Source organism: Streptomyces sp. NPDC059897, from assembly GCF_042730865.1.
In the GTDB taxonomy this organism is placed as follows: Bacteria; Actinomycetota; Actinomycetes; order Streptomycetales; family Streptomycetaceae; genus Streptomyces.
The window spans coordinates 11,571-34,636 of record NZ_JBHWKQ010000003.1; the positions used below are offsets into that span (position 1 = coordinate 11,571).

Here is a 23,066-nt window from a genome sequence, read left to right on the forward strand (position 1 = left end):
TCAGTGAGGAGTTCGGCATGGTGTACGTGAGTGAGTACGCGGACGTCCCGTTCGTCGACGAGCCCATCCACGACGCCGTGCTCGGGGGCGCGGCCGCCCGCGGCGACGCCCCCGCCCTCGTCGACGGGGTGGCCGGCACCACCCTCTCGTACGCCCAACTCGACGTGTTCCACCGGAAGGTGGCCGCAGGGCTGGCCGACGCGGGCGTGCGCAAGGGCGACGTGGTGGCGCTGCACAGCCCGAACACGATCGCGTACCCGGTGGCGTTCTACGGCGCTACGCGCGCGGGCGCCTCCGTGACCACCGTGCACCCGCTGTCGACGCCCGAGGAGTTCGCCAAGCAGTTGCGGGACGCGGGCGCGGGCTGGATCGTCACCATCACGCCGTTCATCGAGGCGGCCCGCGCGGCGGCCGAACTGGCGGGCGGCATACGGGAGATCTTCGTCTGCGACCCGGCGGGGGAGTCGGGCCACCGCTCGCTCCTCGACATGCTCGGCACCGAGGCTCCCGAGCCGCAGGTCGCCATCGACCCGGCCGAGGACGTGGCCGCACTCCCGTACTCCTCGGGCACCACCGGCACGCCCAAGGGCGTCATGCTCACCCACCGCAACATCGCCACGAACCTCGAACAGCTCCAGCCCGTCCTCCCGACGGGCCCCGGCGACCGCATCCTCGCCGTCCTGCCGTTCTTCCACATCTACGGCCTCACGGCGCTCATGAACGGCCCGCTGCGGCAGGGCTCCACCGTCGTCGTGCTGCCCCGCTTCGACCTCGACACGTTCCTCGCCGCGATCGAGAAGCACCGCATCACCCACCTGTACGTCGCCCCGCCGATCGTCCTCGCCCTCGCCAAGCACCTGGCCGTGGAGGGCTACGACCTGTCGTCGCTGCGGCACGTCGTCAGCGCTGCCGCGCCCCTCGACGGCGAACTCGCGCTCGCCTGCGCGCGCCGCCTCGGCCTGCCGCCCGTCGGCCAGGCCTACGGCATGACGGAACTCTCGCCCGGCACGCACGCCGTCCCGTACGACGCGAAGAACCCTCCGCCGGGCGCCGTCGGCCGGCTCGTCCCGTCCACCGAGATGCGGATCGTGTCCCTCGACGACCCGGCGAAGGACGTCGCACCCGGCGAGAGCGGCGAGGTCCTGATCCGCGGGCCGCAGGTCATGAAGGGCTACCTCGGCCGCCCCGACGCCACCGCCGACATGATCGACTGCGACGGGTGGCTGCGCACCGGGGACGTCGGGCGGGTCGACGAGGACGGCTGGCTGTTCGTCGTCGACCGGGTCAAGGAACTCATCAAGTACAAGGGCTTCCAGGTCGCCCCCGCCGACCTGGAGGCGCTGCTCCTCACCCACGAGGGCATCGCCGACGCGGCCGTCATCGGCGTCGTCGACGCCGACGGCAACGAGATCCCGAAGGCCTTCGTCGTCCGCGCCGACCCCGGGCTCACTGCCGACGACGTGCTGGCGTACGTCGCCGAGCGCGTCGCCCCGTACAAGAAGATCCGCCGCGTCGCGTTCATCGAAGGGGTGCCGCGCGCGGCCTCCGGGAAGATCCTGCGGCGCGAACTGAGGGAGATTTGATGGCTGTTGGGAACGTGGCCGGGAACCTCGTGGCGCACGCCCACGAGCGCGGCGTGACCACCCTCGCCCTGGACTCGCCCGCCAACCGCAACGCCCTGTCCGCGGCCCTCGTCGGCGAGCTGGGGGACCGGCTGCGCGAGGCGGACAAGGACCGCGACGTGCGCGCCGTCGTCCTCACCCACACCGGCGGCACCTTCAGCGCGGGCGCCGACCTGCGCGATCCGCCGGACCCGGACGCGCTGGTGGGGCTGCTGCGGCAGCTCGTGGAGCTCGGCAAGCCGGTGGTGGCGCGGGTCGACGGGCACGTACGGGCGGGCGGCCTCGGCCTGCTGGGCGCGTGCGACATGGCGGCGGCCTCCTCGGCGTCGTCCTTCGCCTTCACCGAGGTACGCATCGGGGTCGCGCCCGCCGTGATCTCGATGCCGCTGCTGCCGCGCCTCGACCCGCGCGCGGTGTCCCGCTACTACCTCACGGGGGAGCGCTTCGACGCGGCGGAGGCGGCGCGGATCGGGCTCGTCACGATGGCGGGCGACGACGTGGACGCGGCGCTCGAACCGGTCCTCGCAGGGGTGCGGAAGGCGGCCCCCGAGGCCCTGGCCGAGACGAAGCGGCTGCTCACGGTTAAGGTCCTGGAGGCCTTCGACCGGGACGCGGAGTCTCTGACGGCGCTGTCCGCGCGGCTGTTCGGCTCCGCGCAGGCCCGCGAGGGCATGACCGCCTTTCTCGAACGACGGGATGCCGCATGGGTGTTGTGACGCTGCCGAAGCAGGACCGCTCTCGGGTGACGCGGCAGCGGCTCCTGGAGTCCGCGGTCGCCTGCCTCGCCGCGCACGGCTGGGCCGGGTCCACGGTCTCCGTCGTCGCCGAGCACGCGGGCGTCTCGCGGGGCGCCGCCCAGCATCACTTTCCGACCCGCGAGGACCTGTTCACGGCGGCCGTCGAGTACGTCGCCGAGGAACGCTCGACCGCCCTGCGGGCGCTGCGTCCGCAGGGCCGGGCGGAGGCCGTGGCGGCGCTCGTCGACCTCTACACGGGGCCGTTGTTCCGGGCGGCGCTGCATCTGTGGGTGGCCGCGTCGAACGAGCCGCAACTGGGGGGACGGGTGACCGAGCTGGAGGCCCGCGTCGGCCGGGAGACCCACCGGATCGCGGTGGAGCTGCTCGACGCGGACGAGTCGGTCCCCGGGGTGCGGGAGGTCGTCCAGGGCCTCCTCGACATGGCCCGCGGCCTCGGCCTCGCGAACCTCCTCACGGACGACAGGCCGCGCCGCGAACGGGTGGTGGCGGAGTGGGGTTCCCTGGTCGACCGCACCTTGGGCTGACCCGTCGCCCCTGTCCACCGGCACCGCCGTTACGGCCTCGGGGCTCCGCCCCGGCCCCCGCGCCTCAATCGCCGGCGGGGCTTGAAAAGCCCGTGCCGCCGCCCAATTTCCCACCCACCCGCCCCCTCCGGGGGCTTCGGCCCCATGGGGTGCCGCAACGGTTACGGGTAGCCGCCACCGCCTTGGGCAATCTGCCGCAACCCTGGCTCCCCACCCGCCGCGGTCGGCCGTAACCGCCTTGGGGCAATCTGCCGCCGGAATGGCTCCCCACCCCTTGCGGTCGGCCGCCACCGCCTTGGGCAATCTGCCGCCTAGGGCGGCAGGGCGGGCAAGGCGGCACCCCGGTGCCGCGCAACAAGTACGACGGGCCGAGCCACGGTGCCGAGCAGCCCGGGTGCCGCCCACCAGGGTCGACGGGCCGAGCCACGACGCCGCGGACAGCCCGGTGCCGCGCAACCAAAGACCGGGCCCCGGCCACGGGTCCGTTACCGGGCGATGTCCCCGTACCCGCCGATCTCCTGCGGAGGACGCGACGCCGGCCCCGTGTAGCGGGCCGAGGGCCGGACCAGCCGACCCGTCCGCTTCTGCTCAAGGATGTGCGCGCTCCAACCGGCGGTCCTCGCACACGTGAACATCGACGTGAACATGTGCGCCGGCACCTCCGCGAAGTCCAGCACGATCGCCGCCCAGAACTCCACGTTCGTGGCCAGCACCCGATCCGGCCGCCGCGCGTGCAACTCCGCCAGCGCCGCCTTCTCCAACGCCTCCGCCACCTCGAACCGCGGCGCCCCCAACTCCCGTGCCGTGCGCCGCAGCACCCGCGCCCGCGGATCCTCGGCCCGGTACACCCGGTGCCCGAACCCCATCAGCCGCTCGCCCTTGTCCAGCGCCCGCCGTACGTACGCGTCCGCGTCCCCGGTCCGCTCGATCTCCTCGATCATGCCGAGGACCCGGGACGGCGCACCGCCGTGCAGCGGCCCGGACATCGCCCCGACCGCCCCGGACAGCGCCGCCGCCACATCCGCCCCGGTGGACGCGATGACGCGGGCCGTGAACGTAGAGGCGTTCATGCCGTGCTCGGCGGCCGACGTCCAGTACGCGTCGACGGCCGCGACGTGCTTCGGGTCGGGCTCCCCGCGCCAGCGCTTCATGAACCGCTCGACGACGGTGTCCGCCTTGTCGATCTCCCGCTGCGGCACCATCGGCAGGCCCTGCCCGCGCGCGGACTGCGCGACGTACGACAGGGCCATGACGGCGGCGCGCGCGAGGTCGTCACGCGCCCGCTGCTCGTCGATGTCCAGCAGCGGCTTCAGGCCCCATACGGGGGCCAGCATGGCGAGCGCCGACTGCACGTCGACGCGGATGTCGCCGGAGTGGACGGGGATCGGGAACGGCTCGGCCGGCGGCAGGCCCGGGTTGAAGGCGCCGTCGACCAGCAGCCCCCAGACGTTCCCGAACGACACGTGGCCGACCAGATCCTCGATGTCGACGCCGCGATAGCGCAGGGCGCCGCCTTCCTTGTCCGGTTCGGCGATCTCGGTCTCGAACGCGACGACACCTTCGAGGCCTGGAACAAAGCCGGGGGTCAGGTCGGACATCGGGCGGCTCCTCTGGATGCGTGGGCAGTCGGGTCCGGGTGCTGGATCACCCGTGGTCTGGACGGGGGTACACCCGTGATGCCCCGTACGGCAGGCGGCTGAACCGTTTCGGTCCCTGGAAGATAACCCTCGGTGCCACAGTTGGCGATAGCTCGCGGCACTCAGTGCCATGTTTCACCCTGAGTGCGTCCGTACCCGCCCGTCCGGCAGGATGACGCCGTGAGCGCCCATGACGATCCCGAACTCGACCTCGCCGACATGCGCGAGCAGTACCGCGCCCAGGACGGCGGCCTGCTGGAGGGGGACCTCGCCCTGCACCCGATGGAGCAGTTCACGCGCTGGTTCAAACAGGCGGCGGCCCCGGGCTCCCCGCTGCCCGAGCCGAACGCCATGGTCGTCTCCACCGCCGACGCCGAGGGCCGGCCCAGCTCCCGCACGGTGCTGCTCAAGTCGTACGACGAGGCGGGCTTCGTCTTCTACACCAACTACGGCTCCCGCAAGGCGCAAGACCTCTCCGCGAACCCGCACGTGGCGCTGCTCTTTCCGTGGCACCCGATGGGCCGCCAGGTCCTGGTGACGGGGACGGCGGAGCGCACGTCGCGCGCCGAGACGGAGGCGTACTTCCACACCCGCCCGCACGGCTCCCAGCTGGGCGCGTGGGCCAGCGCGCAGTCCTCCGTGGTCGCCTCCCGCGAGGAACTCGACGCCCACTACGCGGACCTGTCCGCCCGCTACCCCCAGGGCACCGAGGTCCCGGTCCCCCCGCACTGGGGCGGCTACCGCGTCACCCCGCGAACCATCGAATTCTGGCAGGGCCGCGAAAACCGCCTCCACGACCGCCTGCGCTACGTCCGCGAGCCCGCGTCCGCGACGACGACAACCTGGCTGGTGGAACGCCTGAGCCCTTGACCATTCCCTGCATCAGACCTTCGACGACGGGCCCTCACATCAGGCTCTCGGCGACGCGTACTTACATCAAGCCTCCGGCGACGGGCCCCACATCAAGCCTTCGACGGCGGGCCCTCACGTCAAGCCCTCGGCAGCGGATCCTCACATCAGGCCTCGGCGGCGGGTGACCATATTCAGCCCCCGCGGCGATTGAGCGGCGGGGCCCGGGGCAGCGCCCCGAGACGTCAACCCCGCCGCCCCGTCACAACTCCGCCAGCACCCCGTCAAGGAACGGCTCAACTGCCGCGCGCCACGCCTCCGGCTGGTCGTAGTGCACGAGATGCCCCGCGTCGGCCACCTCCCCGTACACCCCCCTGGGAAGGACCCGCACCATCTCCTGCGCCTCCGCCCGCCCCAGCTCCCCGTCGAGCCCGCGCAGCACGAGCGCCGGGCACTGGACCGCCGCCAGCTCCTCCCAGTGCGCGTCGTAGACCCACGTGGAGCGGGCCTCCAGCATCTGGCGGCGCGAGAACACCGGCCGCCAGCCGTCCGCCGTCTCCGTCATCACCTCGGCGTAGAACTCCCCGCGCGCGGGGTTCGGCCGCTCGACCCAGGGATCGTCCTCCCCGAACCACTTCCGCACGTCCGCGAGCGTCGCGAACGGCAGCGGCCACGCCTTGAACCAGTCCTCCCACTCCCGCTGGGAGGCGGCCCCGAGCGCGGACGCCCGCATGTCGCAGATGATCAGGCCGCTGACGAGATCGGGCCGGCGGGCGGCGAGCTGCCACGCCGTGAGCGCTCCCATGGAGTGCCCGATGAGAACGGCCGGTTCGAGCCCCAGCTGGACGAGCGCCGCCTCCGCGTCCAGGACGTACGCCTCCCGGTCGAACGGGCCCTGCGGCGGCTTGTCGCTCTGCCCGTGCCCGCGCTGGTCGAGGGCGACCGCGCGATGCCGCTCGGCGAGCCAGCGCGTCGTCCCCGCCCAGTGGGACGCCCGCCCCATGAGTCCGTGCAGCAGCAGGACTCCGGGGTTGTGGCCGGCCTCGCCCGACTTGGGCGGGTCGGCGAATTCCCAGGCGGCCAGGTGGATCCCGCCTGCTCCGGTCACGTCGATGCGCCGCGCCATAGGCCCTGGCACCCCCTCGTGGTCGCGCCTGCAGTCGCGTACCCGCGCACGCTATCGAACCTGTTTTCGAAAGCGCGTCGCTCTCGGACAACACCCCTCATTTGAGTGACAGAACTCAAGGAATGACCGGCGCTGTCGAGGGGATCTCTTCAGCGGGAGGCGGACCGCTCGGGGAAATCGGTCCGAGGGGATCGACCCTGGGAGCTCGGGGCTCCGGGTCGAAACAGGGGAGGACAGGCCCCGGCGCCGCAAGGCGCCGGGGCCCTCTGTCTGTGGCGCGGCGTTCGACGCCGCCTCCGGTGCACCCCGTGCCCCCCAGGCCCGTCGCGCCCCGATCGGCCGGTCCATGCGGCCCCCTCTGGTCATATGCCTCACGCGACAGCCTTGCACGCCGAGCGTCCGATCGCTGCGGTTCCGCACAGTGAATCTTGTTTTCTGCGCGGAAGTGCTGCATGTACGGATACAAGTCAACTTTCCCGCACGACACGGAAGTTGACGCCCGGCCCGAAAGGGGTCGCTCGGCTCAGCGCTTCGCCACGAAGACGTGCGAGGCGATCTCCGCCTCCAGCTCCGCCGCCTCACCGCTGCTGCCGACGAGTACCCCGCCCGGCGACTGCGTCACGCTGACCACCGAACCGGGCTGCACGCCCGCCCGGCGCAGCGTGTACATGAGCTGCGCGTCCGTCTGGATCGGCTCCCCGATGCGGCGCACCACGACCGTCTTGCCGTCGGCCCCCGGGTCGAGGTCGGACAGCGAGACCATGCCCTCGTCCAGGAACGGGTTCGCCCCGTCCTTCTCGCCCAGCTCCTCCAGGCCCGGGATCGGGTTCCCGTACGGCGACTCCGTCGGGTGGCGGAGCAGCTCCAGCACGCGGCGCTCCACCGCCTCGCTCATCACGTGCTCCCAGCGGCAGGCCTCCGCGTGCACCTGCTCCCACTCCAGGCCGATCACGTCCACGAGCAGACACTCCGCGAGCCGGTGCTTGCGCATCACACGCGTCGCGAGGCGCCGGCCCTCGTCGGTCAGCTCCAGGTGCCGGTCGGCGGCCACGGCGACCAGGCCGTCCCGCTCCATGCGGGCCACGGTCTGGCTCACCGTCGGCCCGCTCTGGTCGAGCCGCTCGGCGATCCGGGCGCGCATGGGGACCACACCTTCCTCTTCCAGCTCGAGGATGGTGCGGAGGTACATCTCCGTGGTGTCGATCAGTCCGGACATACGTGCCCCTCGTGTAGCTCTCTCGCTTCGCGACAGCTCCGCTGGCTGACCGCGCCGCATGTGCGCTGGCCCCAGGGCCCTTCTGACGGATCCTGCTGGAGTCGCGGGCCCTGGTACGCGCGTCTGCGGCGTTGTCGTCGGTTGTCAACGCTCCGCGTTGACGCCCTCCTCCGCCTTGCAGCCGCACGCACCAGACCCCGCTCGCCCGCACCGCCCGATCGCGCCCCCCAATCCAGCCTGATCCGTCAGAAGGGCCCTGGAACCCAGAACTCAATTCTGACGCATACCGCTGACAACCGTGACGCGCCAGGGAAACAACGGGCCACGAGGGGCCGTGAACCGTATTGACAGAGCACTGGTCCAGACCGCACCGTGATCCGCGAACGCGCCACGCACCACGCGCCACGCACCACCGAGATCCGACCCGACTCACCAGGACGCAAGGGGCACGCCGATGAGCGAGAGCAGGCCGGCCGAGCAGTTCCTCGACGCCTCCATCGGGCTCCTCACGAGGATCCGCGACGAGGAGACCGGCAACATCGCCGCCGCCGGCACCCTCCTCGCCGACACCGTCGCCGCCGGAGGCCGCCTCTTCGCCTTCGGAGCGGGCCACTCCGGGCTCGCCGCCCAGGACGTCGTCTACCGGGCCGGCGGCCTCGCCCTGATGAACCTGCTGTCGGTCCCCGGCACCGTCGGCATCGACGTCATGCCCGCGACGCTCGGCTCCGCCCTCGAACGCGTCGACGGCCTCGCGGCGGCGGTCCTGGAGGCCAGCCCCGCACGGTCCGGCGACGCGCTGATCATCATCTCCCTGTCCGGGCGCAACGCGCTCCCCGTGGAAATGGCCCTCAGCGCCCGCGCCGCCGGCATCAAGGTCATCGGCGTCACCTCCCTGTCGTACGCGACCGGGCCCGACGCCCCCACCTCCCGCCACGCCTCCGGCAGCTACCTGCGCGACCACTGCGACGTCGTCCTCGACTCCAAGATCGCGATCGGCGACGCCGAGCTCACCCACGAAGGCGTCGACACTCCCTTCGCGCCCGCCTCCACCGTCACCGCCAGCGCCCTCATGCAGGCGACCCTCGCGACCTGCGCCGCGACCCTCGCCGACCGGGGCATCCAGCCCCCGCTGCTGCGCTCGGGCAACGTCGACGGCGGCCTGGAGTGGAACGCGCGGGTCTTCGAGGAGTACGGGGACCGGATCTACTACCGACGGTGAGAACCCGGCGCTGGAAGGGCCCTACCGCTCCGCCGCCAGCGCCCACGCCAGATCCACCGCACCGGCGATCCGCACCGCCACACTCTCCGCGTACACGGCGTCCCCGCGCTCGAACCCGACCCTGCTCGCACCCCGCAGAAACGTCACCACGCCGACCGTCCTGCCCCGGCTGCGCAGCACCGCGCACAACGCGAACACCGTGCCCTCCGGCCACTGCCGGTCCAGAGCCCAGTCCCCGCGGACCACGCCACCCTCCGCGGCGGCCCGCACGGACCCCGCCCGCTCCACGCACTGCAACGCCGGATGCCCCGCCGCGTACCGCACCGGCAGCGCACCCCGCGACACCAGCAGACTCGGCCCCGGCGCCCCCGAAGGCGTCGCCGCAGCCCGCACGAGACGCAGCGGCTCCTCGCTCGCCACCAGATCGATCACCGCGTGATCCGCGAAACCGGCCAGCGCGAAGTCCAGATGCACCGTCGCCGCCTCGGCCGGGTTCTCGCACTCGGCCGCGGCCCGCGCCGCGCGCTGCAACTGCTGCGACCGGAAGCGGAGCTGCGCCGCCTCCTGCTCGTTCTGCTTCGCCTCGGTCACGTCCTGGAACAGCCACCCGACACCCAGCGGCACCGGCTCCTCCGCGAGCGGCGACGCCAGCCGTACGAAACCGCTGCGCCAGCACCGGCGCTCCGTGCGCCCACCGCCCTCGCCGGGCCGCCGCAACGTCACCCACACCTCCGTCGGCGACGGCGGCGCGCCCTCGGCGAGCACATGGGCGAGCGCGCTCTCCAACTCCTCCACGCCCTGCCCGACCAGATCCCCGAGCGGCCGCCCGAGCGCGGCGGTGCGCCCGGTGCCCATGGCCCGCGCCGCATGCCCGTTCATCACGGCGGGACGCAGGTCCGCGTCGACCAGCACGACACCCCACGCGGCGTCCTCGAACAGCGCCTCGCTCAGCGCGATGGACCGCTCCAGGTCGATCTGCGCGTGCACCTCACTGAACGCGCAGTACACCCCGGCGGGCTTCCCGTCGGGCCCGCGCACGGCGGCGGACTGCGTGCGCACGAGCACCCGCCCGCCCTCCTTGGTGAGCAGCGCGAACTCGTTCACCTGCCGCCCCGGAGCGTGCATGGAGGCCAGCAGCCGCCCCTGCACCTCCTCCGCGTCGGCGGGCCGCACGGCCCATCCCGCGAACCCGTGCCGCCCCACGGCCTCCTCGGCCGACCAGCCGAGCACCCGCTCGGCCTCCCGGTTCCAATGGGTCACGACCCCATCGGCGTCGAAGGCGCACAACGCGGCGTCCATGCCGTCCAACAACGCGGCCAGCAGATCGGCCCCGTCCGGCTCCGGCTCCTCGGGCCCGAGCTCATCAGTGGTCCCACTACGCCGGGAAGCACTCACCTGGAACCCCCTGCAGGCTGTGTCGGCGCGACGAATTCCTCGTACCGCTCCAGATCATTCAACTCGAACGTGACGCATCCCACACGGACTTCACGCAAGTTCGGAGAAACGGAAGAGCACATACAACCAGCATGCAACGCATGACGACATTGCCCGACGGCCGCCCCGTCCCGCCCACGACCTCCGACGAACGCACCACCCTCGAAGGCTGGTTGGACTTCCACCGCGAAACACTGGCCATCAAGTGCGCGAACCTGACGGACGCCCAGGCACGCGCGCGTGCGATCCCCTCGTCGTCGCTCACCCTCCTCGGCCTCGTCCAGCACCTGGCAGAGGTCGAACGCAACTGGTTCCAGCGAATCCTCGCGGGCGCCCCCGACACCCCACCGGTCCACGAACCGTCGGGCCCGAACGCCTTCACCCTCACCGAGGACCGCACCCTGCCCGACGCCCTCGCCCAATGGCGCACCGAGGTGACTCGCTCCCGCGAACTCACCGCGACCGCCCCCTGGGACGCGACCGGCACCCTCTCCCCGGCGGAAGCCGCCTTCACCGGCGACCCCAAGGTCTCCCTCCGCTGGATCCTGACCCACCTGATCGAGGAATACGCCCGCCACAACGGCCACGCGGACCTCCTCCGCGAGGCGATCGACGGGACGGCGGGGGCGTGACACCGGGGGCCTGACACCGGGACGAACACCGGGCTCCCTCAAGGTCGCGTAAAACCGGTTGAAGGGTGCGGGGGTCCTTCCTAAGGTGGGAGACACATCGAAGGGAGGTGGTTCGGCAGATGTATGAATCCCGGACGCGTGAGGTGACTGCGGGCTAGCGGCCCGACGTCGCATTTCGAATTCGGCGCCGGACCAGCGCGCGATATGTGCGTGCAGCCGGCCCAATCCCAAGCAGTCACCCGACCCGCGGGCCGCCGGTACGTCCGGCCGGCTTCCGACCGTCCTCAGGGGCGGGAGGAACCCAGGCTCGCGGGTCGTCTGCGTTCTCATCCCCCCCAGGACCTCAGCGCCCTCAGCCCTTGCTGACCGCCAGCAGGATCTCCGGCAGGCGGTCCGCCGTGCGCGGGGCCGCCAGGCGCAGGCCGAGGAGGGTCGCCGCCGCCCCGTACGCCGCGCCGACGGGCAGCAGGATCCAGCTCCAGGACGCCGAGCCCGTCGCGTGCAGGGTGATCGCCAGGGCCAGGAGCGGGGCGCACAGGAGGGCCGCCGCGACCATGCCGCCGAAGATGGAGATCCACGCCAGCCCCGCCTGGCCGGGCGCCACGTTCTTGTAGCCCTCCTGCGGGATCGAGTACGGGAAGCGGGCAGAGGTCCACGCGCCGGTCGCGAGCATCGCGCCGAGCAGGGCGTAGGACAGGCCGAGGACCTCGGGGAGGTCGGGCCAGGCGTCCAGCATCGCCGTGGTGACGACCGTCACGAGCGTGGCGTACGGGAGGGTGATCAGGAGCAGGGCGTAGGCACGCGCGCGTAGTTCGGCGTAGGCGTCCTTCGGTGACGCGATCGTCATGGCCACCATCCAGAACGCCGAGGTGTCCTGGCCGAACTGGTTGTACATCTGGATGCCGAGCATTCCGGAGGCGAAGCACGCGAAGTAGACGGTGCCGGTGCCCTGGAGGGCGTTGAAGACGGGGACGATCAGGCCGATCGCGAGGGATGTGACCCAGGCGGCCTTGGTCTTCGGGTCGCGCCATACGTAGCGCAGGCTGCGCTCCATGACGGTGCCGGTGCGGCCCTCCGGGAGGAGGCGTCGCCGCGTGGTGGTGCGGCGGCGGCCCGGTGCCGCGGCCTCGATGGTGGAGCCGTCCGGCGCGGTCATCAGGCGGGTCAGGGCGCGCCGCCAGAGGGTCAGGAGTGTCAGGAGCGCGGCCGCGCAGAGCGCGAGCTGGGCGAGCGCCGTCGCGTACGAGCCCTTGCTCGTCGCGTCGACCGCCGCGATCGCCGAGGCTGGCGGGATCCAGCCCAGGACCTTCGCCACCGGGGCGAGCGCGTCCACCCCGCCGGCCGCGCCGAGCCGCTGCACCCCGAGGTTCACGAGCTGCGCGCCGACGGCGATGACGAGACCGCTCAGGACGGCGAGGTCACGGCCCTTGCGGCTGGTGAGCAGGCGGATGTTGGCGGCTGCCACGGTGCGGGCGAGGGCGACGCAGGTGAGGACGGTGAGGGGGATCGCCAGTACCGCGACGACCGCTGCCGCCGCTCCGTGCGCCACCGCGTACGCCGCGCCGAACGCGAGGCAGAGGGTGAAGAGCGGGCCGATGCCGACCAGTGATGCCACGAGCAGTCCGCGGACCAGCGGGTCGGGGCGCAGCGGGAGCATCGCGAGGCGGGTGGGGTCGAGGGTCTCGTCGCCGCTGGGGAAGAAGAGCGGGAGGACGGCCCAGCCGAGGGCGAGGAGGGTGGTGAGGGGGATGCCGATCGTCGCGGCGTGCGCGTTGCCGTGCAGGAGGATCAGGCCGAGGAGTTGGAGTGCGGCGAGGAGGGTCGCCGCGAGGAGCGAGGCGATGTAGGCGGCGCGGCGGCCGGCGGACTGGCGGAGGCCGTTGCGCAGGAGTGCGAGTTTTAGTTGGACGAGGGTGGTGGTCATGGGCGGGTCCGTTTGTTGCGCTGCGGCGGGGTTGCGGCCTCGGGGCTCTGCCCCGGACCCCGCGCCTCAATCGCCGGCGGGGCTTGAATATTTCCCAGCCAGTCCAGCGTTCCGCCGCTGTCCTTCCCGCTCGCTCCCACCAGGTTCAGGAACGCCTCCTGCAAGGAGTTCGCCTCGCCGCGGACCTCCGCCAGTGGTCCCTGCGCCCGGATGCGGCCCGCCGCCATCACGGCGACCCAGTCGCAGAGGGACTCGACGAGTTCCATGACGTGCGACGAGAAGACGACCGTCGCGCCGGAGTGCGTGTAGCGCTCCAGGACGCCGCGGATGGTCTGGGCGGAGACGGGGTCGACGCCCTCGAACGGTTCGTCGAGGAAGAGGACTTCGGGGTTGTGGAGGAGGGCCGCGGCGAGGCCGATCTTCTTGCGCATGCCGGTCGAGTAGTCGACGACGAGCTTGTTGGCGGCCCCGGCGAGGTCGAGTACGTCGAGGAGCTGGGCGGCGCGTTTGTCGACCTCCGCGCCGGGCAGGCCGCGCAATCTGCCGGTGTACGCGAGGAGTTCGTGGCCGGAAAGGCGTTCGAAGAGGCGCAGGCCCTCCGGGAGGACGCCGATGCGTGCCTTGACCTCGGCGGGGTCGGCCCAGACGTCGTGGCCCGCGACGTGCACGGTGCCCTGGTCGGGGCGGAGCAGGCCGGTGACCATGGAGAGCGTCGTGGTCTTGCCCGCTCCGTTCGGCCCGACGAGGCCGATGAACCGTCCGGCGGGGAGGGCGAGTTCGATGCCGGCCACGGCGGTCTGCTGACCGAACGACTTCCATAGGTCGTGTACGCGTACGGCTGCGGTTTCCTCGGCCGAGGTCAACTGTGCCCGCCCTTCGTCGTCTTCGTCCGTCCGGGCACGATACGTCGGTCGAGGGCGGGCCACCCGGAGGTGCTACCCGCGTCGGCCCTCGCGCCCGCACGCGTACGCCAGAGGGGAGATGAGTTCCTCCGCGTCGGGCAGCCAGCGGTTCGCGGCGGTCGGGCGGCAGGCCCACTGGGCGGCGCCGCGGCTGCCGAAGCGGGTCGGGGGAGCGGCGACGTACTGTCCCTCGCCGAGTGCGAGCAGGTCGAGGGAGGCAGGGGGCCAGCCGAGCTTGCGGACGAGGTCGGGGACCTTGACGGTCGCGCCGGGCAGCACGAAGAACTGCATGCGGCGGTCCGGGGTGCAGGTGACGGGGCCGAGGGTGAGTTCCATGCGCTCCATGCGGGCGAGGGCGAGGAAGCCTGCGGTCTCGGGGACGTCGATCGCGTCGAAGGTGCGTCCGGTGGGGAGGAGGATCGACGCGTTGGGCTGCTTCGACCACAGGCGGCGGGCCACGGTCGCGCTGCCGGTCGCCTGGTTCGCCCAGTCGGGGCGGGCGGGGTGTGCGCCGGGGGCGGGGCACTGGGGGGAGCCGCACGAGCAGCGCTGGACGCCGTCGCCGATCTCCAGCCAGGTGCCGGGGAACACGTCCCAGTGCCGCTCCTCCGCGTAGCGGACGGCGGTGTCCAGGAGCGAGTCGCCGCGCTGCTGGGGGATCTGTCCGGCGGCGGTGGCGGGTGGGCTGACGTCCGAGGTGCCTGCGATGGTCTCTTCCACGTCGTTCTCAACTCCAGCCGCCACGGAGGGTTACGGGCGCACGTGCGGGCGGGGCGGGAGCATCGTTCCCGCATGTGGGGCGCATGGGTGCATGGGTGGGGGCGCGCGGGCGAGGAGGCCCCGGGTCCTGGGTAGTGCCGGGAGACAGCGAGAACGGCGACGCGAACGAAAACGCTGCCGGGGTGGCGTCACAAGCGTCACGAACGCCACAAGGGCGGGTGGTTGCCACCCGTTTGTGGTGCATCTTCCGTTTCCACCCAGGGCAGTGATGATCCAACGACCGGCTGTTGACCGGCAGTCGGACACCCGGACGGGCACAGCAGGGGGTACGTCATGGCCGCACGGCCGCTCGTCGCGCGACAGCCCAATGAACGGCTGCAGGCGCTCATTCAGGAAGCGGGCTGTTCGAACGCGGGGCTCGCACGCCGGGTCAACATGTGCGGGGCGGAGCACGCGCTCGACCTGCGCTACGACAAGACGTCCGTGGCGCGCTGGCTGCGCGGGCAGCAGCCGCGCGGCAGGGCACCGGGGATCATCGCGGAGGCGCTGGGCCGCAAGCTCGGCCGCACGGTGACGATCGACGAGATCGGGATGGCCAACGGGAAGAACCTGGCCTCCGGTGTCGGGCTGCAGTTCTCGCCCACCGTGCTCGGCGCGATCGAGCAGGTCTGCGAGCTGTGGCGGAGCGACGTGGGGCGCAGGGACTTCCTGTCCGGCTCGTCCGTCGCGTCGTCGGCGCTCGTCGAGCCGAGCCGCGACTGGCTGATCTCCGTGCCGGACTCGCAGGTGGCTCGGACGGCCGGGCCGCGGGTCGGGCCCTCGGACGTGGCGGCGGTGCGGGCGATGACGCAGGCGCTGACCGACCTCGACCATCAGTACGGGAGCGGGCACGTCCGCCCTGTGGTCGTGCACTACCTGAACAGCGTGGTGAGCGGGCTGCTCGCGGGCTCGTACCGGGAGGCGGTGGGGCGTGAACTGTTCTCCGCCGTCGCGCGGTTGACGGAGCTCGCCGGGTACATGGCGATCGACACCGGGCAGCCGGGGCTCGCCCAGCGGTACTACATCCAGGCGCTGCGCCTCGCGCAGGCGGCCGGTGACCGTGGCTACGGCGGGTACGTACTGGCCGCGTCCATGAGTCACCTGGCGGCCCAGCTCGGCAATCCGCGCGAGATCTCCCAGCTCGCCCGCGCGGCTCAGGAGGGGGCGCGCGGGCGTGTGACGCCGCGCGCTGAGGCGATGTTCCACGCCGCCGAAGCGCGCGGCCACGCACTTCTCGGGGACGCGCGCTCGGCGCAGTCCTCGTCGTCGCGCGCGGTCGCCGCCATGGAACAGGCCGACGGGCGGGCGGGCTCCGGGGACGACCCGGTGTGGATCGCCCACTTCGACCACGCCTATCTGGCGGACGAACTGGCGCACTGTCACCGCGACTTGGGGCAGTCGCGGGACGCGGCGCGGTGCGCGCAGGAGTCGTTGGACGGGCATCCGGAGTCGCGTGCGCGCCGGCGCGCGATCGGCCTCGTGCTGCTCGCGACCGCGCAGGTGCAGCAGCGCGATGTGGAACAGGCCTGTCATACGGGACTTCGGGCCGTTGAGCTGCTCGGCACGGTGCGTTCGAACCGGGGAGCGGAATATCTGGATGACCTCAGGGAGCGTCTGGACCCGTTCCGTGAGGAGCCCGTGGTGCGGGAGTTCGGGGAGCGCGTGGAGCTCCAGGCGGCGTGAGCTGTGTCATAACGGGCAAGCCGACAGCCGGTTTTGTTAGTCGCGTCACTGGGGAGGCTTTCGGGGTTTGAGGTGCGTAGCAAGGGCGTGCGAAGACCCGGTAGCGTGAGCCGACGATTCCGACCCCCTACGTAGGAGTCTTACGGTGACGGAGCAGAGCGGGCAGAGTGGGCAGGGCGACAGCCCGCACCTTCCGCAGGCGCGGCAGGCGCACGAAGGTGTCGTGCTGCCTGCCGACGGCGGTGAGCCCCTGTTGCCGGGCACGTACGGCGACCAGGCGGGCCCGGCGGGCGCGAGCCCGTGGGGGCAGCCGTGGGGGCCGGAGTCCCAGCAGGCGCACAACGCCGGGCCGATGCCGACCTACGACGGGTCCATGCCCACGTACGAGTGGGGCCAGCCGCAGGGTTCCGCGCCGATGCCGCCCGCGCCGCCGCAGGACGCCGGGGCGCTGCCGCCCCAGTCGTACGGGGGTGCTCTGCCCCAGCAGCCGCCCGCGCAGGCGCTGCCGCAGCAGTACCCGGAGGCGGGGCCGCTGCCGCCCGCGGCTCCCGCTCCCGGCGCCTACGACGGGGACGCCACGCAGTACATATCCCCGGCCGCCCAGCAGCAGGCCGCCCAGCACGCGGCGGGCCCCGGGCTGCCGCCGGAGGCACCCGCTCCGGACGCCACGCAGTTCCTGGGCCGCGCGCAGCCGATGCCCGACGCGGCGCCGCCCGGCCACGCAGGCTCCGACAGTGAGGCCACGCAGTACATCCCGCCGGTGCCGGGCCAGCCGATGCCGGGCCAGCCCATGCCGGGCGGCGGGCCGATGCCCGGCCAGGCGATGCCCCCGCAGGACCAGGGTTACGGCGTGCGTCCCGGGACGCCCGGTGAGCGGCCGCCGCCGGCCGAGTTCGACGCCCTGTTCCGCACGGAGCCGGAGGGCGGCGCCGCGGCGACGCAGCAGATGCCGCGCTTCGACCCGCAGACGGCGCAGGCCGGACCCGGCGGACCGGGCATGCCGGGCAGCATGACGCCGCCCCCGCAGCAGTACGGATACCAGCCCGAGCCGCCCCCGCGCGGCGGCAAGACCCGCACCGGGTCCAAGGCGCCGCTGATCGCCGCGGTCGGCGTGGCCATCCTCGTCGTGGGTGTCGGCGCGGGCGCCATGCTCAGCGGTGGGGACGACGACAAGAAGACGGAGGCGACGAAGAACGTGTCGGACTCGGCGCCCGCCTCCGAGTCGCCCTCGCCGTCCGTGGACCCGGCCAAGGCGCAGGCCGTCGAGCTCGACAAGCTGCTCGGCGACTCCAACAACAGCCGCTCCGCCGTGGTGCGTTCGGTCGCGAACATCGGCGGCTGCAAGGCGCTGCCGCAGTCCTCGAAGGACCTGCGTGGCGCGGCGAACCAGCGCAACGACCTGGTGACGCGCCTGGGCTCGCTCCAGGTGGACGAGCTGCCCGAGCACGCGCGCCTCACCGCCGCGCTCACCAGCGCCTGGAAGGCCTCCGCGTCCGCGGACAGCCACTACGCGAAGTGGGGCGACCAGGTCGCCGCCAAGAAGCGCGTGCTGTGCAAGAAGGGCCACGCGAAGCCGACGTCGGAGCGCAGGGCGGGCGACGCGGCGAGCGGCACGGCGTCCAAGGAGAAGCAGCAGGCCGCGAAGTTGTGGAACCAGATCGCGAGCAAGTACGGGCTGACCCAGCGCTCGGCCGTCCAGCTCTGACGGCCCGGCGCCCGGCCGCCGGAGTCCTGCCGGTCCGGCGCTCGGCCTCCGAAGCTCTGACCGCCCCCTTCGGGGCCGTGGCGGTCAGGGCAGCCTGGCGAGCGTGTCCGTGACGTCCACCGAGGTCTTCCTGGTCGCCTTGAGCCGCCCTGAGACCACCTTCTGGAAGGTCACCCGCGCGTTGACCAGGCGCGGGAAGTCGCCGACGGTCGACATGTGGCCGTAGCCCCAGCGCAGCGGCGGGGTGAGCCCGCCCGTCGTCACCTTCAGGTCGTCGTCGAGGGCGGTGCGCACGGTGCGCGAGGTGACCGCGCCGTCGCCGAGCGACTCGACGACCTGCCGCAGCACCTCGTACGCGATCCAGGTGGTCTGCACGCCCGCGTCCGCCGGGTCGATCCGGTTGTCGCCGAAGGCCTGCTCGTTGATGGCCCGCTTCATGGGGGCCCAGCGCTTGTCGTTCGACGCCGGGTACCAGCCGGTGACGTAGGCCCCTTCGTACGGGCTCTCGGCGCCACCGGTGCGGTCGATGGCGGTCTGGTCGACGCTGCCGAGGACGGTGGCGGTGTGCACCGAGGGGTAGTCCTCGCGCAGCCGCCGGAACGAGTCGAAGAACGTGTTCGTGCGCTCCCCGAGCACCGCCGCGACACAGCCCTCGCCCTGGGGCGCCCGGCTCGCGGTGTCGAGGGCGCGGCGGGCCTGGTCGGCGTAGTCGGTGGCGTCGTCGTCGGCGAGCATGTCGACGGCGCCGGGGCGCTGGTGGAGCGCGAGGCCGGAGTCGAGGAGCGGCGCGAGCTGGTCGCCCGCGATGGAGTCGGGGCGGATCAGGACGGTGCGGGCGCAGTCCTCGGCCAGCTGGCGCCCGTTGCCTGCGAGGAGGGCGGCCTGGCCGCCGTTGACCGGGTACGACAGCGGGCTGGTGAACTCCGCCTCGGTGGCGCCGTAGCCGCCTATGTAGGGGATGCCCGCGGACTCCAGCGGGGGCAGGAAGGCGTTCGAGTGCTGGCTGTACGAGCCGACGACCGCGACGGCGTCGTGCTGGACGGCGGAGCGGGCGCAGCGGGCGGCGTCCACGCTGTCGTTGTGGTCGTTGCAGGTGAGGACCTTCAGGGGGCGGCCGCCGATGCCGCCGTGGGCGTTGATCCAGCGGGCGTAGGCCCGCGCCATGGCGGGCATCCCGGGCATGTTCGTCGCCTTGGTCTTCTCCGGCGCCCAGGTCATGACGGTCACCGGCTGTTCACCCGCGCCCTTGGCGTCGCCGCCCGGGACGAGCCCGCAGCCGGCGACCAGTGCGGAGCTCAGGAGCACGGCCGCGGTGCTCAGGTGGCTTCGGGGGATGCGGTTACGGGTACTGAGGCGCCTGCCGGTCATGTGCCCGCACGATTCCTCCGTGCCGCCAACGGTCGAGTGACCCGCGGGCAACGCATGGTGACGATGAGGTGAATTGCGGGGGTCGTGCGGGGTCCCGGGTGTCGGGACGTACGATCGATGACCGTGCAAACCTCGGACAAGTCTTCCCGTCGCGGCCGTCGCTCCACGAAGATGGGCGGCATGCCACTCAACGACATGCCGTGGTGGCGCTGGCGCAGCAACGTGCGTTCCGCGCTGCACATGCTCTCCGACCCGGCGTTCCAGCGGGACGTCTGGCAGGCGGGCGTGGACGGATACGGAGATGTGACCGACGCCGTGTACCGCCTGGTCGAGGACACCTGGCTGGACAACTGGTCGGCCGAGAAATACGTCGGGACGATCTTCCGGGACTCGCAGGAGGCGGCGCTCGTCGACGCCGCCGTGCTCCGGGTGCTGCGGATCATGCACCAGGTGGGCCCCGACGCCCCGGTCGCCGCGTACCTCAACCACGAGGGCTGGCCCGAGGCGGTCCGTGCGGCCCGCGACGCCCATGTGAGGCTCGCCACGAGCGACGCCGAGGACCCGGACACGGCCCCGCAGACCCTCGAGGTGCTGCGGATCATGACGCGGGCGGCCTAGCGCGTCGTGCCGGGCGTTTAGGCTTGGCGCATGAACGCGCAGTCCGCCGCCACCGGTCCCGAGCAGTACGTCCTCACCCTCTCCTGCCCCGACAAGCAGGGCATCGTGCACGCCGTGTCGAGCTACCTCTTCATGACCGGCTGCAACATCGAGGACAGCCAGCAGTTCGGCGACCACGACACAGGTCTGTTCTTCATGCGCGTCCACTTCAGCGCGGACGCCCCCGTGAGCGTGGAGAAGCTGCGCGCCAGCTTCGCCGCGATCGGCGACTCGTTCCACATGGACTGGCAGATCCACCGGGCGTCCGACCGCATGAAGGTCGTGCTCATGGTCAGCAAGTTCGGCCACTGCCTGAACGACCTGCTGTTCCGCGCGCGGATCGGTGCGCTGCCCGTGGACATCGCGGCCGTCGTCTCGAACCACACGGACTTCGCCGAGCTGGTCGCCTCGTACGACATTCCCTTCCACCACATTCCGGTGACGAAGGAGACGAAGGCGCAGGCCGAGCAGCAGGTGATCGACCTGGTGCGGGCCGAGGGCGTCGAGCTGGTCGTGCTCGCGCGGTACATGCAGGTGCTGTCGGACGACCTGTGCAAGCAGCTCAGCGGGCGGATCATCAACATCCACCACTCGTTCCTGCCGAGCTTCAAGGGCGCGAAGCCGTACCACCAGGCGCATGCGCGGGGTGTGAAGCTGATCGGTGCGACCGCGCACTATGTGACCGCCGACCTCGACGAGGGGCCGATCATCGAGCAGGAGGTCGAGCGGGTCGGGCACGATGTCACGCCCGACCAGTTGGTGGCGATCGGGCGGGACGTCGAGTGCCAGGCGCTGGCGCGGGCCGTCAAGTGGCATGCGGAGCGGCGGATTCTTCTGAACGGGCGGCGGACGGTCGTCTTCGCTTAATCAAGCCCCTGCGGCGATTGAGCAGCGGGGTCCGGGGCAGAGCCCCGAATCTTTCGCCCCGTCGGCGTTGACGTCTCGGGGCTCTGCCCCGGGCCCCGCGCCTCAATCGCCGGCGGGGCTTGATCTGCCTACAGCCGGCTCAAGCCGGCCGTCGCCGACAGGACCTCTCTGATGGCCTCCCGGTCGCCGACCTGGCCGGCCGCCGCTTCCTCCGGGAGGACGTGGCCCGCGGCGAGGCGGCAGAATTCGACGCCGTCGAGGGCGACATGCGCCACCTCCCGCTCGTCGGAACCCGTCGCCGCGGGGGAGTCGAGGGCGATCAGCCACTCGCCGCCGCCCGCCCCCTCGACCTCCAGGCGCAGGCTGCGGCCGGGCCGCCCCGCACTGATGAGCTCCTTGGCGGGGGCCGCGAGGCCGGTGCGGCGGCGCGCGGCCAGGGAGCCGGGGAGCAGCCGGGCGGCGAGGTCGATCATCCGGTTGAGGTGGCGCGGGGCCGGGGCCTCGTACGGGTAGTCGACCGCGTCCGCGATGTCACCGGCGTGGATCCAGCACTCGAAGGCTCGGTCGATCATGGCGTCGCGCAGCGCGAGCTCGAAGTTGCCGTACGAGACCGGGAGTTGGCCGGAGCCTCCGGAGCCGCCCGTGTCCGAGCCCGCGAACGACACCGTGCGGATCACGGAGTGCGACTGCTCGCGCCAGGGTGCCCGCACCGCGCGCGTGGGCGGGAAGTAGGACGCCTGCCAGTACGCCTTGGTGCGCGCGGTCGGGTCGAGGTCCTGCGGCGCCGGGTCCTCCAGGCCGATGGCCCGGGCGACCAGGCCGTCGACGCTGGTCAGGTGGGAGATCACCCCGGCCACCGTGGTCTTCTTGGCGACCTGCTCCGCGCCCTCGTACCAGCGCAGCCGCACCGGCGCGTGCCATTCGCCGTCGCCGATGTCCTGGAGCAGCGCGTCGAGCCGGGCGGTCTCCGCGTCGTACGGGGTGGCCCAGCCGGGGACGGGGATGCGGGCGGGGCGCCGGGTGAGGCAGCCCTCCAGGACGCGGGAGCGCAGCATCGGATCGAGGTCCAGGCTCTCCTCGGCGTGCAGCAGGCCCACCGCGTCGCGCAGCCGCAGCGCCTCCTCGGCGCAGGTGCCGCAGCCGCCCAGGTGGACGTCGACGGCGGCCGCCTCCTCGGGGGAGCAGGCGGCCAGCGCCCAGGCGCCGAGCAGCGACTTGAGGACGCGGTGCTCCAGGACGGGCGGCTCGGCCGCCGGCACGTCGGGCAGCGGTCGGCCGGTGTCCTCGACGGAGGCGCGGGGCGTCGGTATCCACGGCCGGTCCGCCGGGCCGCCGGTCCCCTCGGGCTCCTCCTCGTAGGGGTCGAACCGGTCCGGTCCGTTCGCCGCGCTCACGCCGGCCTCCCGTAACCGCGGCCGGGAGGTGTGCCCGTGTTGTGGGCCGTCGAAAGGAGTTGCAGGCCGAGGCGGAGCCTGCGGCGGGCCTCGTCCTCGGTGACGCCGAGGTCGGCGGCGGTCTGGCGGTAGTCACGGCGCTGGAAGTACGCGAGGTCGAGCGCCTCGCGCAGCGGGGCGGGCATGGACGTCACGATGTAGTCGGCGCGGGCCGCTGCGGAGGCGTGACGCACCTTGCGCTCCAGGTCCTCGGTCGTGCCGAGCCCGGTGCGCACGAGGGCGGCGGACTCGGTCTGGCGCAGGCGCTGCACCGCGTGCCGGTGGGTGAGGGTGGCGATGAAGGAGCGCAGCGGGCCCTGCTTCGGGTCGTAGGACTCCGGATTCTCCCAGATCTGCGTGAACACGTCACGGGTGATCTGGTCGGCCGCCGTCTCGTCATCGAGCACGCGGTGCGCCAGTCCGTGCACCAGCGAGGCGAACCGGTCGTAGAGCTCGCCGAGCGCCGCCGCCTCCCCGTGGGCCAGGCGCTGCTGCATCCTGCGGTCCCAGCGGGACGGGGTGTCCTTGGGCATGGGGCCCCCTCACCGACTGCCCGAACTACTTGCCTTCTACTCGAATGTAACTGTCGACGCCGACAGCGCACGCCCCTTTGCCGCATTGTGCGCCCCTGGGGAGCAGTAGGTGGTAAAGACCATCCGCCGCCCAGAAACGGGCCGAGCGATTTGGTTCACATGTGCCCGGCCAGGGCTTAACCAGGCCATATGTGATAGGTCTGCGGGAGTGTTTCATC

Annotated in this window: 20 protein-coding genes; 10 read left to right on the forward strand and 10 right to left on the reverse strand. The window is 72.4% G+C overall.

What is annotated here, in order from left to right; translation table 11 throughout:
- The first annotated feature begins 17 nt into the window (after positions 1–17).
- Genes ACFV9W_RS04480 through ACFV9W_RS04490 form a run of 3 tightly spaced genes read left to right on the forward strand, consistent with a single transcriptional unit; the run spans position 18 to position 2,904 of the window.
- The gene (locus tag ACFV9W_RS04480) at positions 18–1,583 is read left to right on the forward strand and encodes a 4-coumarate--CoA ligase family protein (protein ID WP_385755545.1); all 1,566 of its coding nucleotides are present in this window, start codon (positions 18–20) and stop codon (positions 1,581–1,583) included.
- On the forward strand, positions 1,583–2,338 hold the full coding sequence (locus tag ACFV9W_RS04485; RefSeq protein WP_385755547.1) for an enoyl-CoA hydratase family protein: 756 nt from the start codon (positions 1,583–1,585) through the stop codon (positions 2,336–2,338). The genes ACFV9W_RS04480 and ACFV9W_RS04485 overlap by 1 nt, the downstream gene beginning before the upstream one ends.
- The gene (locus tag ACFV9W_RS04490; RefSeq protein ID WP_385755548.1) at positions 2,326–2,904 is read left to right on the forward strand and encodes a TetR/AcrR family transcriptional regulator; all 579 of its coding nucleotides are present in this window, start codon (positions 2,326–2,328) and stop codon (positions 2,902–2,904) included. The genes ACFV9W_RS04485 and ACFV9W_RS04490 overlap by 13 nt, the downstream gene beginning before the upstream one ends.
- A gap of 485 nt (positions 2,905–3,389) precedes the next feature.
- Here the strand turns inward: ACFV9W_RS04490 and ACFV9W_RS04495 are convergent, their stop codons facing one another.
- Positions 3,390–4,502 (reverse strand): citrate synthase 2, encoded by a 1,113-nt coding sequence (locus ACFV9W_RS04495; protein WP_385755550.1) that lies wholly within the window; start codon positions 4,500–4,502, stop codon positions 3,390–3,392.
- A 258-nt stretch (positions 4,503–4,760) separates the two neighbouring features.
- Here ACFV9W_RS04495 and pdxH point away from each other — a divergent pair, with 258 nt between their 5' ends.
- Complete coding sequence (gene pdxH / locus ACFV9W_RS04500) at positions 4,761–5,411, forward strand: pyridoxamine 5'-phosphate oxidase (protein WP_385756029.1); 651 nt, start codon at positions 4,761–4,763, stop codon at positions 5,409–5,411.
- Positions 5,412–5,652: 241 nt separating this feature from the next.
- Here pdxH and ACFV9W_RS04505 read toward each other — a convergent pair whose 3' ends face one another.
- A complete protein-coding gene (locus tag ACFV9W_RS04505) occupies positions 5,653–6,516 on the reverse strand; it encodes an alpha/beta fold hydrolase (protein ID WP_385755552.1) in 864 nt (287 codons plus the stop codon).
- A gap of 523 nt (positions 6,517–7,039) precedes the next feature.
- On the reverse strand, positions 7,040–7,732 hold the full coding sequence (locus ACFV9W_RS04510) for a metal-dependent transcriptional regulator (RefSeq protein WP_327662146.1): 693 nt from the start codon (positions 7,730–7,732) through the stop codon (positions 7,040–7,042).
- A 454-nt stretch (positions 7,733–8,186) separates the two neighbouring features.
- Between ACFV9W_RS04510 and ACFV9W_RS04515 the strand changes: the two genes are divergently transcribed.
- Positions 8,187–8,951, forward strand: coding sequence for an SIS domain-containing protein (locus tag ACFV9W_RS04515; protein ID WP_385755554.1), 765 nt, complete (start codon positions 8,187–8,189; stop codon positions 8,949–8,951).
- A 21-nt stretch (positions 8,952–8,972) separates the two neighbouring features.
- Here ACFV9W_RS04515 and ACFV9W_RS04520 read toward each other — a convergent pair whose 3' ends face one another.
- Entirely contained in the window at positions 8,973–10,346 is a 1,374-nt protein-coding gene (locus ACFV9W_RS04520; protein ID WP_385755556.1) for a PAS domain-containing protein, read from the reverse strand.
- 140 nt (positions 10,347–10,486) lie between these two features.
- Here ACFV9W_RS04520 and ACFV9W_RS04525 point away from each other — a divergent pair, with 140 nt between their 5' ends.
- Positions 10,487–11,017, forward strand: coding sequence for a DinB family protein (locus ACFV9W_RS04525; RefSeq protein ID WP_385755558.1), 531 nt, complete (start codon positions 10,487–10,489; stop codon positions 11,015–11,017).
- Positions 11,018–11,369: 352 nt separating this feature from the next.
- Here the strand turns inward: ACFV9W_RS04525 and ACFV9W_RS04530 are convergent, their stop codons facing one another.
- From ACFV9W_RS04530 to ACFV9W_RS04540, 3 genes are all read right to left on the reverse strand, one after another.
- Entirely contained in the window at positions 11,370–12,941 is a 1,572-nt protein-coding gene (locus ACFV9W_RS04530; RefSeq protein WP_385755560.1) for a transporter, read from the reverse strand.
- The gene (locus tag ACFV9W_RS04535; RefSeq protein ID WP_385755562.1) at positions 12,938–13,804 is read right to left on the reverse strand and encodes an ABC transporter ATP-binding protein; all 867 of its coding nucleotides are present in this window, start codon (positions 13,802–13,804) and stop codon (positions 12,938–12,940) included. Before ACFV9W_RS04535 ends, ACFV9W_RS04530 begins: the two co-directional genes overlap by 4 nt.
- 72 nt (positions 13,805–13,876) lie before the next feature.
- Positions 13,877–14,563, reverse strand: coding sequence for a bifunctional DNA primase/polymerase (locus ACFV9W_RS04540; RefSeq protein WP_385755564.1), 687 nt, complete (start codon positions 14,561–14,563; stop codon positions 13,877–13,879).
- Positions 14,564–14,896: 333 nt separating this feature from the next.
- On the opposite strand from ACFV9W_RS04540, the gene ACFV9W_RS04545 reads away from it, so the two are divergent.
- Together ACFV9W_RS04545 and ACFV9W_RS04550 are read left to right on the forward strand one after the other, a co-directional pair.
- Positions 14,897–16,285, forward strand: coding sequence for a transcriptional regulator (locus tag ACFV9W_RS04545; protein ID WP_385755566.1), 1,389 nt, complete (start codon positions 14,897–14,899; stop codon positions 16,283–16,285).
- Positions 16,286–16,430: 145 nt separating this feature from the next.
- Entirely contained in the window at positions 16,431–17,990 is a 1,560-nt protein-coding gene (locus ACFV9W_RS04550) for a hypothetical protein (RefSeq protein WP_385755568.1), read from the forward strand.
- A gap of 84 nt (positions 17,991–18,074) precedes the next feature.
- Here the strand turns inward: ACFV9W_RS04550 and ACFV9W_RS04555 are convergent, their stop codons facing one another.
- Entirely contained in the window at positions 18,075–19,358 is a 1,284-nt protein-coding gene (locus tag ACFV9W_RS04555) for an ABC transporter substrate-binding protein (protein WP_385755570.1), read from the reverse strand.
- A 117-nt stretch (positions 19,359–19,475) separates the two neighbouring features.
- Between ACFV9W_RS04555 and ACFV9W_RS04560 the strand changes: the two genes are divergently transcribed.
- Together ACFV9W_RS04560 and purU are read left to right on the forward strand one after the other, a co-directional pair.
- Positions 19,476–19,976 carry a hypothetical protein gene (locus ACFV9W_RS04560; RefSeq protein ID WP_385755572.1) on the forward strand — a complete coding sequence of 167 codons (501 nt, stop codon included), beginning with the start codon at positions 19,476–19,478 and terminating at the stop codon, positions 19,974–19,976.
- 30 nt (positions 19,977–20,006) lie between these two features.
- Positions 20,007–20,882: a formyltetrahydrofolate deformylase gene (purU, locus tag ACFV9W_RS04565; RefSeq protein ID WP_385755573.1), complete on the forward strand. Its 876-nt coding sequence runs from the start codon at positions 20,007–20,009 to the stop codon at positions 20,880–20,882.
- A 128-nt stretch (positions 20,883–21,010) separates the two neighbouring features.
- Here purU and ACFV9W_RS04570 read toward each other — a convergent pair whose 3' ends face one another.
- Entirely contained in the window at positions 21,011–22,276 is a 1,266-nt protein-coding gene (locus ACFV9W_RS04570) for a zf-HC2 domain-containing protein (RefSeq protein ID WP_385755575.1), read from the reverse strand.
- On the reverse strand, positions 22,273–22,848 hold the full coding sequence (locus ACFV9W_RS04575; RefSeq protein WP_385755577.1) for a sigma-70 family RNA polymerase sigma factor: 576 nt from the start codon (positions 22,846–22,848) through the stop codon (positions 22,273–22,275). Before ACFV9W_RS04575 ends, ACFV9W_RS04570 begins: the two co-directional genes overlap by 4 nt.
- Positions 22,849–23,066: the final 218 nt, after the last annotated feature.

What these genes read in the sequence shown, in the direction of transcription:
- ACFV9W_RS04480 (WP_385755545.1), top strand. Translation starts at nt 18, where the DNA reads ATGGTGTACGTGAGTGAGTACGCGGACGTCCCGTTCGTCGACGAGCCC.
- ACFV9W_RS04485 (WP_385755547.1), top strand. Translation starts at nt 1,583, where the DNA reads ATGGCTGTTGGGAACGTGGCCGGGAACCTCGTGGCGCACGCCCACGAG.
- ACFV9W_RS04490 (WP_385755548.1), top strand. Translation starts at nt 2,326, where the DNA reads ATGGGTGTTGTGACGCTGCCGAAGCAGGACCGCTCTCGGGTGACGCGG.
- ACFV9W_RS04495 (WP_385755550.1), bottom strand. Translation starts at nt 4,502, where the DNA reads ATGTCCGACCTGACCCCCGGCTTTGTTCCAGGCCTCGAAGGTGTCGTC.
- pdxH (WP_385756029.1), top strand. Translation starts at nt 4,761, where the DNA reads ATGCGCGAGCAGTACCGCGCCCAGGACGGCGGCCTGCTGGAGGGGGAC.
- ACFV9W_RS04505 (WP_385755552.1), bottom strand. Translation starts at nt 6,516, where the DNA reads ATGGCGCGGCGCATCGACGTGACCGGAGCAGGCGGGATCCACCTGGCC.
- ACFV9W_RS04510 (WP_327662146.1), bottom strand. Translation starts at nt 7,732, where the DNA reads ATGTCCGGACTGATCGACACCACGGAGATGTACCTCCGCACCATCCTC.
- ACFV9W_RS04515 (WP_385755554.1), top strand. Translation starts at nt 8,187, where the DNA reads ATGAGCGAGAGCAGGCCGGCCGAGCAGTTCCTCGACGCCTCCATCGGG.
- ACFV9W_RS04525 (WP_385755558.1), top strand. Translation starts at nt 10,487, where the DNA reads ATGACGACATTGCCCGACGGCCGCCCCGTCCCGCCCACGACCTCCGAC.
- ACFV9W_RS04530 (WP_385755560.1), bottom strand. Translation starts at nt 12,941, where the DNA reads ATGACCACCACCCTCGTCCAACTAAAACTCGCACTCCTGCGCAACGGC.
- ACFV9W_RS04545 (WP_385755566.1), top strand. Translation starts at nt 14,897, where the DNA reads ATGGCCGCACGGCCGCTCGTCGCGCGACAGCCCAATGAACGGCTGCAG.
- ACFV9W_RS04555 (WP_385755570.1), bottom strand. Translation starts at nt 19,358, where the DNA reads ATGACCGGCAGGCGCCTCAGTACCCGTAACCGCATCCCCCGAAGCCAC.
- ACFV9W_RS04560 (WP_385755572.1), top strand. Translation starts at nt 19,476, where the DNA reads ATGACCGTGCAAACCTCGGACAAGTCTTCCCGTCGCGGCCGTCGCTCC.
- purU (WP_385755573.1), top strand. Translation starts at nt 20,007, where the DNA reads ATGAACGCGCAGTCCGCCGCCACCGGTCCCGAGCAGTACGTCCTCACC.
- ACFV9W_RS04575 (WP_385755577.1), bottom strand. Translation starts at nt 22,848, where the DNA reads ATGCCCAAGGACACCCCGTCCCGCTGGGACCGCAGGATGCAGCAGCGC.